The organism is Sphingomonas sp. MMS24-J13 (assembly GCF_044905095.1).
GTDB lineage: Bacteria > Pseudomonadota > Alphaproteobacteria > Sphingomonadales > Sphingomonadaceae > Sphingomonas_I.
On sequence record NZ_CP173258.1, the window covers coordinates 2611821 to 2625060 of the forward strand.

Here is a 13240-nt window from a genome sequence, read left to right on the forward strand (position 1 = left end):
TCACAGCCCCACATCCTTCGCTTCGTCCTGCATCTGCCGGCTCTGCTCGCGCAGATGCCAGGGCATCTCCTCAAACACATCCTCGAACATGGTCGAGAAAGGATGCTGCTTGAGCCCGTCGGAGAGCACGCCGATGCTCTCGGCTTCCCGTTGCGCGGCGCGGACCTCCTCGGCAACTTCGCGGTCCATCGCCGCCTGGCGCGCCTCATCCCATGCGCCGATGACGATCAGATGCTGTTTCAGCCGCGCGATCGGATCGCCGAGCGGCCATTTGGCATTCTCTTCGGCCGACCGGTATTTGGTCGGATCGTCCGAGGTCGAATGGCCCTCGGCACGGTAGGTGAAGAACTCGATCAGGCTCGGCCCGGCATTGGCGCGCGCACGCTCGGCCGCCCATTCGGTCGCGGCATAGACCGCCAGCGCATCGTTGCCGTCGACCCGCAAGCCGGCGATGCCATAGCCGATCGCACGCGCGGCGAAGGTCGTCGCCTCGGCACCGGCGAAGCCCGAAAAGGAGGAGATCGCCCACTGATTGTTGATCACGTTGAGGATCACCGGCGCGCGATAGACGCTGGCGAAGGTGGCGGCCGAGTGGAAATCGCCCTCGGCGGTCGATCCCTCGCCGCACCAGCCCGAAGCGATGCGGCTATCGCCCTTGGCCGCGCTCGCCATCGCGAATCCTACCGCCTGGGGCAGCTGCGTCGCGAGATTGCCCGAGATCGAGAAGAAGGCGGCCTCGCGCGACGAATACATGATCGGCATCTGCCGGCCCTTCAGCCGGTCGGCCCGGTTCGAATAGACCTGGCACATCATGTCGACGAGGCTCCAGCCGCGCGCGATCAATATGCCCTGCTGGCGGTAGGACGGGAACACCATGTCGTCGCGATCGAGCGCATAGGCCGCGCCGATGCTGCACGCCTCCTCGCCGGTGCACTTCATATAGAAGCTGGTCTTGCCCTGGCGCTGCGCGCGGTAGAGGCGATCGTCGAAGGCGCGGGTCAGCGCCATGTGACGCAGCATCCCGACGAGTCGCTCAGGCTCGATCCGGGGATCCCATGGGCCCACCGCATTGCCCGCATCGTCCAGCACGCGGATAAGGCTGTAAGCGAGATCGCGTATTCCCGATGGCTTGGCCGCAATGTCGGGCCGGGGAACCGCGCCCGCCTCGCCGCGATCGAAATCTGCATAGTCGACCGCATCGCCCGGCCGGAATTTGGGCTCGGGTATGTGGAGCTTGAGCGGCGGCAGGTTGCGCCCGCGCGGTGCGTCGGCCATCTCTCCCATCCTCTCGAAACGCGTCTAAGCGCGGCGTTGTTGCCTGGATTATTTTATTTCACAATCGCGCAAGAAAGCAAGCATCCTTATGGTGAAGCGGCCAAGCTGGACGCGTCGCCGATCGCCCTGACCAAGCCATTAAGACGCAACCGGATTTCCCGAACGGCGAGTATGCAGGCGCTGTCGGTCAACGGGCATCGCATGTTCGTTCCGACGGAAAAACAATACCGCCCGTCGCAGCGCCCGAAACCATTTCACACCCCGCGAATTGCTCCATATCGGATGTAACGGTTGCGGGGCGTATGAATCGGTATCTTCAGGTTGAGGCTGACCGCGCACGGCGGCTGGCGGAAACGTGCTATGGCAGTAAACTTGCGCGCGAGTTGAATGGTTATGCGGCGGAATTGGAACGGATGATCGCGCGGGAACAGCGCGAGGAAGAGTATCGGCATCGGGTGAATGTGTAAGCCTGGCCTGCCCTTTCTGAAGAGATGGGCGGGACGGATCAGGCAGCCAACGGCAATCTGAGCAAAGCTTCGAGCCCGCCATCGGGCCGATTGCGGAGAGTCAACCGCCCGCCATGATCCTCCGCCACCGAGCGGGCGATGGTCAGGCCAAGCCCGATCCCACCAGTCTCGCGATTGCGCGAAGGGTCGCCGCGCCAGAAAGGCTGGAACACACGCTCCAGCGTATCGACCGGTAGCCCAGGACCGCGATCGGCGACGCTCAGCCGCGCCTCGCCTTCGGCCCGGGTTAACGAGACCTCGACCGCGCCGGCGTAAGCGACGCCGTTGTCGATCAAATTCTGGATCAGCCGCTCGAGCGCGAGCGGATCGCCATGGACCCGCGCCGGCTCACTCGCGCGCAGGCTCACCGGCCGTTCCAGATCACCCTCCTGCTCGACGATCGCCGAGACCAGACCCGCCAGATTGATCGTCGCCCGCTCGCCGGGCGTGGCTGCGTTGCGGGTGAACGCCATCGTGGCGGAGATCATCGCCTGCATCTGCTTGACGTCGGCCAGCACCTTGTCGCGCACCGGATCGGGCGCCGCCTCGACCCGGAAGGCGATGCGCGCGAGCGGTGTGCGCAGATCGTGCGCGATCGCGCCGATCATCGCGGTGCGCTCGCTGAGATAATCGGCGAGCCGCTGCTGCATGCGGTTGAGCGCGCGCGCGGCAACCCGCAATTCGGTCGCCCCCTCTTCCTTGACCGCAGGCGCGTTGGGATCGGTGCCGAGCCGGTCGGCGGCGTCGGCGAAGCGGCGAATCTGGCGGCTGATGGCGCGCGCGAACGTCCAGGCGAGCGGGATCAGGGCCACGGCACCGGCGGCGAACCAGATCAGGATGCGCCGCTGCCATTCGGAAATGAAGGGCGCGGGCGGCGTTTCGGCAACGCGCCAGCCTATCGCGGTTTGATAAGCGGCGACGAGCCGGCCGAAGAAGATCGGTTCGCGCCTGCGGATCGGCACGCCGTGCAAGTGGCCGCGGCGCGAGAATAGATGCGGCTGCGCGTCGGGCTGATAATAGAGCCGGACCGCGTCGTCGGCCACACCCAGCCGTGCCGCCAGCGCGTGGGTGAAGACCGGCTCGCTCACCAATTTGGGTGGTGCCGCCGGCGGTGCGGGGCTCAACCGCACGCTCAGTGCCTGTTCGCGTTCCTCGCGCTCGGCCCGATCCAGCGGCGTGCCGGACAGCGATGCCGCGACATCGGACAAGCGGTTGAAGTCGGGCCGCGGCTGCGGCAGCACGAACAGCATGCCGACGCCGACCGCCTGCGCGATCATCAGCCCGAACAGCAACAGCCCCAGCGTCTGCCAGTAGACCGACCATTGCCCGGGCCGCACGCGCACGATCAGCCCTCGACCTTGAGCGTGAACATATAGCCTTCGTTACGCACGGTGCGGATCGGATCGTCGGGCGAGAGCTTCTTGCGCAATCGGCTGATCGTCACGTCGATCGCGCGATCGAACACGTCGCTGCCGAGCCCGCGCGCATGTTCGATCAGCTGATCGCGCGTCAGCACACGCTGCGGCCGATCGAGGAAGGCCGAAAGGGTACGGAATTCGGCGTCGGTAAGCGCCACCGAGACCCCGGTACGGGTGAGCTGGCGCTGGACGATATCGAGCGCCCAGCTGCCGAAGCGGCGGACCTTGCCCATCGGCCCAGCCTCGCTCCCACCTGCGCGCCGCCGCAACACGGCGCGGATCCGCGCCAGAAGTTCGCGCGGATTGCATGGCTTGGCGAGATAGTCGTCGGCGCCGACCTCGAGCCCGATGATGCGATCGGTGTCCTCGCCCATCGCGGAGAGCATGATGATCGCGGGGCCATTGGGCCCGCGCAGCCGGCGCAGGATCGACAGGCCGTCCTCGCCGGGCATCATCTGATCGAGCACGATCAGATCGAAGCGGCCCTGCTGGAGCAATTTGTCCATTGCCTCGCCATTGGAGGCGGCCTCCACCGAAAAGCCGCTCGCGCTCAGGAATTCGGCGATCAGCGTGCGCAGTTCGGCATCGTCGTCGACCACCAGCAGGCGCGGCGTCGTATCGTTCATTGCGAGCGTCCTCTTTGCTGATTTTCGTTTTCGCGCCGCTGGTCCTGTCGCGCGACCTTGCGCGGCACGCATGGTCCTTCCAGCGACATCTGCGCCGGGGTTTTGGGAAGATCGGCCAGTTTGAGCATGCCACGTCCGGCGGTGAGCGTATCGTAGCGGCGGCTGGCCGCGGCGGCGAACTCGGCCGCACTCACCAGACGATCGATGTCGGCGTCGGTCGCCGAGACCGGCTCCGGAATGTTGAGCCAGGTGAAGCGCCCTGCCCCCATCGGCCCGCCATAATCGCTGTCGTCATTCCTGCTGACGCGTTGCGGCACGACACCCAGCAGATCCGGCAAGGCATCTTCATGCGGCCGCTGGCCCTTCTCCCGCTCGCTCCCGAGAGGGGGCAGCCGCCGGCCGCGATACAAAGCGATTTCAGGCGCCACGTTGGATTCATAGGCGGCAATCTCTTCGGGCGTGAGGCGGCCGTCATGATCGGTGTCGAGCATGCGGAAGAAGCGCTGCGCATCGGCAAGGAATTCGGTGCGATCGATCGCACCGTCATGGTTGGTATCGGCCGCCGCCGCCCAGATCGCAGAGGGATAAGGCTGGCCTGCCGCCGCGCGGAACGGCTCACCCATCGGCGACACGAAGGTCTGCGGCGTACCCGGCAGGGCACAATAAGGGGCGTTGGGGGAAGCTTGGGCGACTTGGCCGCCATGAGCCCCCCCAAATCGGCAGAGGCAGCGCGATCAGCAGAAGAATGGTGGCGCGATGACGCCGCTTTATTTTCATTATGGCGGGCCTAGCATGCTGGGGTGACGACGGATTGCAATGCTGTAACAGCCCCGTGCGCCGGGATGCCAGTATGATATAGAGCGGCAATATTGGGGGCGGCGCCTGAAAATCCTCCGCCGGACGGGCGATTTCTGGTTAGAAAGCGCTCTCCAGCCTGCGGAATAGCGCCCTGGCCGGGCTCGCCATCGCGATCGGCGCTTCGATGCCATCGGCCAGGCGCCCGACCCGTTCGTACAAATCGATTCCGGTCAGGATCAGCTTACGCGCCGGTGACGGCAATCCGCCCAGGACCTCGGGCGCGCTGGGCGAGGCTTCGGTGAGGCGTCGCTCGGCCGCGCCGACCTGGGCTGCAGCCAATTCGCCATTATCGATCGCGCGCCGCGTCGCCAGCCACGCGATGACGTGCATCAACCGCGTCGTCGCTTTCAGCGATTCGCACGCAAATTGCACGCGCCCGTAAGGCGAGAGCTGATCGCGATCGGCGCACCCGTCGCGATCGAAATAGGCGCGCATTTCGTCGGCCAGCAGCAGAGCCTCGGTATATAGCGAATCCGCGAGTCTCGCGGCCATGCTCCCGCTACCGTTCATCCCAATGCTCCTGCCCCCCAAGGCTGCGTCATGCCACAGCGCAGGTTACGCCGAAATGGAGAAAGAAGGTTTACGAAAAGGGTCCGGATCGGCCATTGAAACGGCGCGCACATTTCCTAGCTATAGGACGGCCCCCGTCGCCAATCGGGGCGGGGCCATCGGCCCGGCGGCGAGAGCTGCGGGCCAATCAACGTCAATCGCTTGAGCGAGGATTGGAAACTATGCGTACCTTCGATTTCGCGCCTTTGCTGCGCACCTCCATCGGCTTCGAAAACCTCAACCGCCTGGTCGATTTCGCGACCCGCGGCGAGGGCGATGCCTATCCCCCTTACAATATCGAGAAGGTCGGCGAAGACGCCTACCGCATTTCGATGGCGACCGCCGGCTTCAGCCGTTCCGAGCTCGAGATTACCGCCCAGGACAATGTCCTGATCGTCACCGGCCGGGCCCAGGAAGGCACCGAAGCCGACAAGCGCGAATTCCTGCATCGCGGCATCGCCAAGCGCGCGTTCGAACGCCGCTTCCAGCTCGCCGACACGATCAAGGTGACCGGCGCTGCCTACAATGACGGCCTGCTCGACATCCAGCTCGTCCGCGAAGTGCCGGAGCACAAGAAGCCCCGCAACATCGCGATCGGCAGCGCGGTCGAACCGCAAACAATCGAAGCCGTGAACGACCGCCAGGCGGCGTAACGGCAATTACCCTCTCTCCCGCTTGCGGGAGAGGGCAGGGAGGAGGGGCCAAAGCAGCGGTAAGGACGCGACGCTTCGTCCTGACGCACGGCCCCTCCCCAACCCCTCCCAAGGACAGGACTTTTATCGACCCTCGTACCGGCTGACCTCCAGCCCTTGTCCCACCGGCAACAACACGCTCGTCATCCCCGGCATCGCCCGCACCGCACGGCCATATCGCGCGACCTCTTCGCCGCCCGGGAACAGCATATTGTCGGCTACGATGATCGCGCCCGGATTGAGCTTCGGATAGAAGGCCTCGAGGCAGGGCGTGTAGAGATCCTTCCAAAGATCGAGCAGGATGAAATCGATCCCTGCCGGCAGCCGTTCGATCAGCGTGAGTGCATCCCCCACCTGGAAATCGACATAGTCGGCGAGGCCCGCCTGCCCGGCCATCCCCTTCGCGTGCACCGATTTGTAGTCCTGCAACTCCAGCGTGATCAGCCGGCCACCGGCGGCGCGCGCCGCCTCGGCCAGCCAGATGCCGGAATATCCGTAGGAAGTGCCGATCTCGAGGATCGTCGGCGCTGCGAGGCTTCTGGCGAGGATGTTGATGAAACGCCCCGCGTCTTCCCCGACAGGCAGAAGCATGCGATCGCGCCAGTCGGCATCCTCGGGGCCGAGCCCGCCTTCCGCGCGCATCTGGGCATGATAGGTGTCGAGAACCGCCTGAACCTTGGCGTCCATCCTTGTCCTCCATCCCGCTTCCGCGCGGTCGATCTCGATCAGGCGATGATGTCGGGGATCAGCATGTCTTCGAGCGCGGCTATCTCGTCCTTCAGCTTGAGCTTGCGCTTCTTGAGTCGCGCGACCTGGAGCTGATCGCTGGCGGTGGCGAAGATCATCGCATCGATCGCCGCATCGAGATCGCGATGCTCCTGCCGCAGCAGCCCAACCTGCCGGATGATTTCGGCCTCATCCATCATTCAATCCCACCACTCGCGTGACGGCGCCCTAAGGCCTTGGCGCGCACCGCTCAAGCCCATCGGCGATTACGCTGAAATGGTACTGAATTGCGAGGTAACGATCAAAACCCCGGCGACAAAGCCTGCGGCTCATGATTTACTCGATGGTCCTGACAAAGGAAGAGGAGTGAGTCGATGACCAATTCCCATTCTACGGCTTTGATGGCCAAGCATGCGCGGATTGACGCTCAAATCACCAACGAGCGGAGCCGGCCATCCCCCGATGAAATGTTGGTCGCGATGCTCAAGAAACAAAAGCTCAGAATCAAGGAAGCGCTCGCAAACCTTCGCTAGCGCACAAAATTACCGGTTTATCGGGCATCGGCCGAGCGCCGAATGCTGCAACGCAACGTGAAACCCCTCCTCGTATGGGGAGGGGTTGGGATCGGGCTTAAGCCTTATCCGTTGCGTTGCGGGACGCATAACCAACGTCCCCATCGTCACCTCAGCGAAAGCCGGGCTGTTGCGAGAGACGAGGGAGTATTCAGATCCTCCTGAGATCCCAGCCTTCGCTGGGATGACGGTACGGGCGAACGTCAGTTCCGCAGTTTCCAGCCCCGCAGGATCAGCACGTAGCACAAGGCCCCCAGCGCGCCGTTGATCGCCAGCAGCAGGATCGCCCCCACCGTGATGTTCGAATCCGCGATCCCGAGGAAGCCGTAGCGGAAGCCCGAAATGACGTGGAAGATCGGGTTCATGTGGCTCAGCGTGCGAAACACGCCGTGGAGATTGTCGACCGAATAGAAGGTTCCCGACAGCAAGGAGGCCGGCTGGATGATGAAATTGGTCACCGCGGCATTGTGATCGAACTTCTCGGCCCAGATCGACGCCAATACGCCGATGAACGATAGCAAGGCCGCGCCATTGAGCCCGAACCAGAGCACCGCCCATGGATGCTGCGGAATATGGGTGATGCCGGGCCACAGCAGCATCGCAACCCAGATCGCGCCGCCGACCATGATCGCCCGCGTCATCGCTGCGCCGACCAGCCCGGCGAGCAATTCGGCAGCCGAGAGCGGCGGCATCAGATAATCCACGATCGTGCCCTGGATCTTGCCGACCAGCAGGGAAAAACTGGCATTGGCGAACGCGCTCTGCATCATGCCGGTCGAGACGATCAGGCCGGGCGCCACGAAATTAGCGAAGGACGTTCCCATCACTTCGCGCCCGCCACGGCCCAGAGCGACGGTGAAAATCACCAGATATAGCAGTGTTGTGATCGCCGGGGCCCAGATCGTTTGCAGATGCACCTTGAAGAACCGCCGCACCTCCTTGATATAGAGGGCACGCAGCCCCCCCAGTTGACCATCGGGATCACCGGTACGCCGGGGGCGGGACGCGTGTTTTTTAGCGGGGCCTCGATCATGCCTGCCGGGTAGTCGCCGGGCACGCGCACGACAAGCCTCGAAGACGCAGGGAATGGCCGAATGGCGTGGACGGACGAACGGATCGATCAGCTCAGGCAGATGTGGCAGAATGGCATGACCGCCAGCCAGATCGCCGAGCAACTGGGTGGCGTCAGCCGCAATGCCGTGATCGGCAAAGCGCACCGCCTGGGCCTACAGTCGCGTCCGTCGCCGGTGAGCCAGCGCGAGGCTGCGCCAGCTTCCGCGCCCGAGCCGACTGCAGTACCTGTTGCGGTTGCGGCCGAGCCCGCCGCACCAGCGCCCCAGGCGCCCGCGCCTGCACCGGCCCCCGCACCGGTGTCTGCCTCCCCGTTCGAAGCCGACGAAGCCGATTCGGACGACGAGCCCGTCGTCGAGGCGGCCCCTGCGGCGCCCGCACCGATCGTGCGCTCGATCGGGCCTGGCGGTTTCGCCCGCCAGAACCCGCATGAGCAGCAGGCCCCGATCCCCCCGGCGCCGCCGCGCCGTCTGGTGCCGGCCAAGCCTTCGGCCGAGATTGCCGGCAAGACCAGCCTGCTCGATCTGAACGATCGCATCTGCAAATGGCCGATCGGCCACCCGGGCGAGCCCGATTTCCACTTCTGCGGCGATCAGGTGAATCCCGGTTTCCCCTATTGTCTGAGCCACTGCTCACTGGCCTATCAGGCGCAGCTGCCGCGCCGTGACCGCCGCCCGCCGCCGCCGCTGCCTTATGGCGGCCCGCGGGTGCGCTGACCGAGACCCGTCATGCTGAACTTGGTTTGGCATGACGGTCGAATGACCGGCCCATAAATCTTTCGATCCGCCGCAAATCGGGGCGGATCATGCAGGGGGTGTCAGGCGTTCTCATAGCATGCGCCTTCCCCTGCTTACACTGTCCCTGCTTCTCGCCGCTCCGGCCGGCGCTACCGCCACCGATCTCCGCTCGGTTGCCGGCATGCAGTTCCACAATCGCGTGCTGCTCGTCTTCGCACCGTCGCTGAAGGATCCACGACTGGCGACGCAAAGTGCCGTGATGGCGAAGGCCGCGCTGGAGGCATCCAACCGCGATCTCGTCTTCGTTCAGGTTGCCGAAGGCCGCGTGCTCGGCGCGCATGACAAGGCCGACAGCCTGCAACGGCGCTATCATATCACCGCCCCCATCTATCGCGCCTTCCTGATCGGCAAGGACGGCAAGGTCGCGAGCGAGGCCAATGGCCCGGTCGATGCGACCACGCTCATGCGCAAGATCGACGCAATGCCGATGCGGCAGGAAGAACTCCGTCGCGCGCATGCCGGGCAGCGCAAGACCGATCGATAGTTCCGCACCCGCTGCGATGACGGTTTCCGTCCCGCCTTTGTTCCGTTAAGGTCGCGGCCAATGGCCGACGATCTCTTCGCTTCCCCTACGCCCAACACCCCGCAAAATTATGATGCCTCGTCGATCGAGGTGCTCGAGGAACTCGAGCCCGTCCGGCGCCGCCCGGGCATGTATATCGGCGGCATCGACGAGCGCGCGCTCCACCACCTCGCCGCCGAGGTCCTCGACAATGCGATGGACGAGGCGGTCGCAGGGCATGCGACCCGGATCGAGGTGACGCTGGCCGCCGGCAATCGGATCACAATCGTCGACAATGGCCGCGGCATGCCGGTCGATCCGCACCCGAAATTCCCGAAGAAATCGGCGCTGGAGGTGATCCTCACCATGCTCCATTCGGGCGGCAAGTTCAGCGGCAAGAATTACAATACGAGCGGCGGCCTCCACGGCGTCGGTATCAGCGTCGTCAACGCGCTCTCGTCCGATACGGTGATCGAGGTGGCGCGCGATCGCACGCTGTACCGCCAGACCTTCGCGCGGGGCCTGCCGACCTCGAAACTCGAAACGGTCGGCGCCGCCCCTAACCGGCGCGGCACGAGCGTCGCCTTCACCCCCGATACCGAGATTTTCGGCGAGGCGATGCGCTTCAAGCCCGCACGGCTTTACCGACTCGCGCGCTCGAAGGCCTACCTCTATGCGGGGGTCGAGATACGCTGGCGCTGCGATCCGTCGCTGATCGGCGACGACACGCCCGCCGAGGCGGTGTTCCAATTCCCCGGCGGCCTCGCCGATCACCTGCGCGAGCAATTGGGCGAACGCGCCTGTGCCACCGCCACGCCCTTCATCGGGCGGCAGGATTTCCCCGATGGGCAAGGCTCGGTCGAATGGGCAGTCGCCTGGCCACTCTATTCGGATGGATCGTACAGTTATTATTGCAACACCATTCCGACGCCCGACGGCGGCACGCACGAGCATGGCCTGCGCGCTGCCTTGATCAAGGGGCTGCGTGGCTTCGCCGAGTTGGTGAACAACAAGAAAGCCAAGGATCTCGCGCCCGAGGATGTCGTCGTCGATGTCGAACTGATGCTGTCGGTCTTCATCCGCGATCCGCAATTCCAGAGCCAGACCAAGGACCGTCTCACCAGCCCCGAAGCGGCGCGAATGGTGGAAAGCGCGGTGCGCGACCATTTCGATCATTTCCTGTCGGACAATATGGATCGCGGCCGCGCATTGCTGGGCTTCGTGCTCGATCGGATGGACGATCGGCTGAAGCGCAAGGCCGAGCGCGACGTGAAGCGCAAGACCGCGACCAGTGCGCGCAAGCTGCGCCTGCCCGGGAAGCTTACCGATTGCGCCAACGATGATCCCACCGGCACCGAATTGTTCATCGTCGAGGGCGACAGCGCCGGCGGATCGGCCAAGCAGGCGCGCGACCGCAAGACCCAGGCGATCCTGCCGATCCGCGGCAAGATATTGAACGTCGCCTCGGCGAGCGCCGACAAGATCCGCGCGAACAGCGAGATCGCCGATCTGACCCTGGCAATGGGTTGCGGCATCCGCGACAAATGCGATCCGTCGGCGCTGCGCTACGAGCGCATCGTCATCATGACCGACGCCGATGTCGACGGCGCGCATATCGCGACCCTGCTGATGACCTTCTTCTTTCAGGAGATGGCGGCGATCGTGAAGGACAGCCGGGTCTACCTCGCCCAGCCGCCGCTCTATCGCCTGACATCGGGGACCAAGAGCCTCTATGCGCGCGACAACGAGGATCGCGAACGGATCGAGGCGAAGGAATTCAAGGGCAAGAAGGTCGAGGTCGCGCGCTTCAAGGGTCTCGGTGAGATGAACCCGCAACAATTACGCGAAACCACCATGGATCCGAAATCCCGCACGCTGGTGCGCATCACCCTGCCGCAGGAATATGAGGAGCGGCAGGGGACGAAGGATCTGGTCGAACGGCTGATGGGCAAGAATCCCGAGCACCGTTTTGCCTTCATCCAGGCCAATGCCAGTGCGGTCGAGGAAGGCGCGATCGATATTTAGCCTCTCCGTCATGCTGAACTTGTTTCAGCATCCTCCAGGCAACTTGCACGGACAGTGCGGCACGTACGGTGGATGCTGAAACAAGTTCAGCATGACTGGAAAACAAAGGTGGTCCTCATCCTGATTGCGTAGCGCCCGTTGCTGCCGCAAGGCTTCTCCAACAGGGGAGGCAACGATCACCAAAACCCAAACTCTCGACCAGCGCACCTCCGCCGTGACCGAGGGCAGCCTGTGGCGATCGGTCGCGACGATCGCGGTGCCGGTGGTGCTGACCAACCTGCTCCAGGCGACCTACCAGTTCGTCAACGGTTACTTCCTCGGCCATGCCGGACGCGATGCGCTGGCGGCGGTGTCGGCGTCGGCGCCGATGTTCGGGGTGCTGCTGGCGCTCGGATTGGGCCTCGCGACCGCGGGATCGGTGTTCATCGCCCAATATGCCGGCGCGCGGCGGACCGAGATGGTCGATCATGTCGCGGCCCAGACGTTGCTTTCGGTCGGCGCGGTCGGGCTGGGCTTCATGGCGATCGGGCTGATCGGCAACGGCGCGCTGATCCGGCTGATCGGACTCGAGCCCGAAATCGGCCGGCTGACCCATGCCTATCTCTCGGTATCCTATCTCGGCATGGTGCCGATGTTCGGCTTCATGACTGCACAGGCGATGCTCCAATCGCTGGGCGACGCGCGCTACCCGTTGCGGGTGATGGTCGCGAGCGTTGTGCTCAACGCCGTGCTCGATCCGATCCTGATCTTCGGCTGGGGACCGATCCCCGCGCTCGGCGTGGTCGGCGCGGCGATCTCGACCGTTACCGCGCAGGTGATGACGTGCGTGCTTGGGCTAGCGCGCCTTGCCGGGGGCAGATCGGGCGTCAGCCTGCGCCTCCACCATTTTCGCCCCGATTTCCCCCATATCCGTCGCGCGATCGGCATCGGCATCCCCGCCTCGATCGAGCAGGCGACGCGCACCTTCGGCAGCCTCGTCCTGATGAGCCTCGCCGCACGCTTCGGTACCAACGCCCTCGCCATCTATGGGCTCGGCACGAGGATCATGATCTTCTTCTTCGTGCCGATGCTGGGCCTGTCGGTCGCGACCGCCGCGGTGGTCGGGCAGAATATCGGCGCGGGGCAGATGGCTCGCGCCGAAGCGGCGGCACGCGGCACGGCGCTGGCCGCATTCCTGATGCTGACTGCGATCGGGCTGCTGCTGGTGCCGGCGGCGCCTTATCTGATCGCGTTCATGGCGCCCGGGCAACCGACGATCCTCGTGGGCACGGTCCACTTCCTGCACATCTTCGGCCCCTCGCTTGGCATCATGGCGCTGCCGCAGGTGCTCAACGGCGCGTTCCGCGGTGCCGGGAGCACGCGGCAGGCGATGGGAATTTCGCTGGTGATGCAATGGCTGATGCAGATGCCGTGCGCGTTGGTGCTGGCCTTATGGACGCCGCTCGGGCTCGACGGCGTGATGTGGAGCTTCCCGATCGCCAATGTGCTGGCGAGCCTGCTCGCGATCGGCTGGCTGATCTGGGGGCCGTGGCGGCGGACTTTGATCGACCCGGCCGAGGTGCGCGATGCCGTCACCGCGCTCAGGACCGAGGTCGAGGAAGAGATTTTGCCGGGTTGAGTGCC

13 protein-coding genes and 1 pseudogene are annotated in these 13240 nt (G+C 64.8%); 6 read left to right on the forward strand and 8 right to left on the reverse strand.

Annotation, left to right across the window (positions count from 1 at the left end; translation table 11 throughout):
* From AB4Z44_RS12200 to AB4Z44_RS12220, 5 genes are all read right to left on the reverse strand, one after another.
* On the reverse strand, positions 1-1275 hold the full coding sequence (locus AB4Z44_RS12200) for a 3-methyl-2-oxobutanoate dehydrogenase (2-methylpropanoyl-transferring) subunit alpha (protein WP_404709970.1): 1275 nt from the start codon (positions 1273-1275) through the stop codon (positions 1-3).
* A 505-nt stretch (positions 1276-1780) separates the two neighbouring features.
* Positions 1781-3124, reverse strand: coding sequence for a sensor histidine kinase (locus tag AB4Z44_RS12205; RefSeq protein ID WP_404709971.1), 1344 nt, complete (start codon positions 3122-3124; stop codon positions 1781-1783).
* A gap of 2 nt (positions 3125-3126) precedes the next feature.
* On the reverse strand, positions 3127-3825 hold the full coding sequence (locus AB4Z44_RS12210) for a response regulator (RefSeq protein WP_404709972.1): 699 nt from the start codon (positions 3823-3825) through the stop codon (positions 3127-3129).
* Positions 3822-4448: a hypothetical protein gene (locus tag AB4Z44_RS12215; RefSeq protein WP_404714224.1), complete on the reverse strand. Its 627-nt coding sequence runs from the start codon at positions 4446-4448 to the stop codon at positions 3822-3824. Before AB4Z44_RS12215 ends, AB4Z44_RS12210 begins: the two co-directional genes overlap by 4 nt.
* Before the next feature lie 292 nt (positions 4449-4740).
* Positions 4741-5175, reverse strand: coding sequence for a DUF1465 family protein (locus AB4Z44_RS12220; RefSeq protein WP_404709973.1), 435 nt, complete (start codon positions 5173-5175; stop codon positions 4741-4743).
* 239 nt (positions 5176-5414) lie between these two features.
* On the opposite strand from AB4Z44_RS12220, the gene AB4Z44_RS12225 reads away from it, so the two are divergent.
* On the forward strand, positions 5415-5885 hold the full coding sequence (locus AB4Z44_RS12225; protein ID WP_404709974.1) for an Hsp20 family protein: 471 nt from the start codon (positions 5415-5417) through the stop codon (positions 5883-5885).
* A gap of 123 nt (positions 5886-6008) precedes the next feature.
* On the opposite strand, the gene AB4Z44_RS12230 is transcribed toward AB4Z44_RS12225, so the two are convergent.
* Positions 6009-6611 carry an O-methyltransferase gene (locus AB4Z44_RS12230; protein WP_404709975.1) on the reverse strand — a complete coding sequence of 201 codons (603 nt, stop codon included), beginning with the start codon at positions 6609-6611 and terminating at the stop codon, positions 6009-6011.
* A gap of 38 nt (positions 6612-6649) precedes the next feature.
* Positions 6650-6847: a YdcH family protein gene (locus tag AB4Z44_RS12235; protein WP_404714225.1), complete on the reverse strand. Its 198-nt coding sequence runs from the start codon at positions 6845-6847 to the stop codon at positions 6650-6652.
* Positions 6848-7024: 177 nt separating this feature from the next.
* On the opposite strand from AB4Z44_RS12235, the gene AB4Z44_RS12240 reads away from it, so the two are divergent.
* Positions 7025-7183, forward strand: coding sequence for a YdcH family protein (locus AB4Z44_RS12240; RefSeq protein ID WP_404709976.1), 159 nt, complete (start codon positions 7025-7027; stop codon positions 7181-7183).
* Between the two features lie 242 nt (positions 7184-7425).
* Here the strand turns inward: AB4Z44_RS12240 and AB4Z44_RS12245 are convergent.
* Positions 7426-8255 (reverse strand): annotated as a pseudogene (locus AB4Z44_RS12245) (ABC transporter permease).
* Positions 8256-8316: 61 nt separating this feature from the next.
* Here AB4Z44_RS12245 and AB4Z44_RS12250 point away from each other — a divergent pair.
* The 4 genes from AB4Z44_RS12250 (at position 8317) to AB4Z44_RS12265 (ending at position 13235) form a co-directional block, all read left to right on the forward strand.
* The gene (locus AB4Z44_RS12250; protein ID WP_404709977.1) at positions 8317-9009 is read left to right on the forward strand and encodes a GcrA family cell cycle regulator; all 693 of its coding nucleotides are present in this window, start codon (positions 8317-8319) and stop codon (positions 9007-9009) included.
* A 118-nt stretch (positions 9010-9127) separates the two neighbouring features.
* Positions 9128-9574 carry a DUF4174 domain-containing protein gene (locus AB4Z44_RS12255; RefSeq protein ID WP_404709978.1) on the forward strand — a complete coding sequence of 149 codons (447 nt, stop codon included), beginning with the start codon at positions 9128-9130 and terminating at the stop codon, positions 9572-9574.
* 60 nt (positions 9575-9634) lie between these two features.
* Positions 9635-11617, forward strand: a complete 1983-nt coding sequence (parE, locus tag AB4Z44_RS12260; RefSeq protein WP_404709979.1) for a DNA topoisomerase IV subunit B — start codon at positions 9635-9637, stop codon at positions 11615-11617.
* Positions 11618-11831: 214 nt separating this feature from the next.
* Positions 11832-13235: an MATE family efflux transporter gene (locus AB4Z44_RS12265; protein WP_404709980.1), complete on the forward strand. Its 1404-nt coding sequence runs from the start codon at positions 11832-11834 to the stop codon at positions 13233-13235.
* The last annotated feature ends 5 nt before the right edge of the window (positions 13236-13240 follow it).

Bases quoted from the DNA above. Each gene is read 5' to 3' on its own strand.
- AB4Z44_RS12200 (WP_404709970.1), bottom strand. From the start codon at position 1,275: ATGGCCGACGCACCGCGCGGGCGCAACCTGCCGCCGCTCAAGCTCCAC.
- AB4Z44_RS12210 (WP_404709972.1), bottom strand. From the start codon at position 3,825: ATGAACGATACGACGCCGCGCCTGCTGGTGGTCGACGACGATGCCGAA.
- AB4Z44_RS12215 (WP_404714224.1), bottom strand. From the start codon at position 4,448: ATGGGTGAGCCGTTCCGCGCGGCGGCAGGCCAGCCTTATCCCTCTGCG.
- AB4Z44_RS12220 (WP_404709973.1), bottom strand. From the start codon at position 5,175: ATGGCCGCGAGACTCGCGGATTCGCTATATACCGAGGCTCTGCTGCTG.
- AB4Z44_RS12225 (WP_404709974.1), top strand. From the start codon at position 5,415: ATGCGTACCTTCGATTTCGCGCCTTTGCTGCGCACCTCCATCGGCTTC.
- AB4Z44_RS12230 (WP_404709975.1), bottom strand. From the start codon at position 6,611: ATGGACGCCAAGGTTCAGGCGGTTCTCGACACCTATCATGCCCAGATG.
- AB4Z44_RS12235 (WP_404714225.1), bottom strand. From the start codon at position 6,847: ATGGATGAGGCCGAAATCATCCGGCAGGTTGGGCTGCTGCGGCAGGAG.
- AB4Z44_RS12240 (WP_404709976.1), top strand. From the start codon at position 7,025: ATGACCAATTCCCATTCTACGGCTTTGATGGCCAAGCATGCGCGGATT.
- AB4Z44_RS12250 (WP_404709977.1), top strand. From the start codon at position 8,317: ATGGCGTGGACGGACGAACGGATCGATCAGCTCAGGCAGATGTGGCAG.
- AB4Z44_RS12255 (WP_404709978.1), top strand. From the start codon at position 9,128: ATGCGCCTTCCCCTGCTTACACTGTCCCTGCTTCTCGCCGCTCCGGCC.
- parE (WP_404709979.1), top strand. From the start codon at position 9,635: ATGGCCGACGATCTCTTCGCTTCCCCTACGCCCAACACCCCGCAAAAT.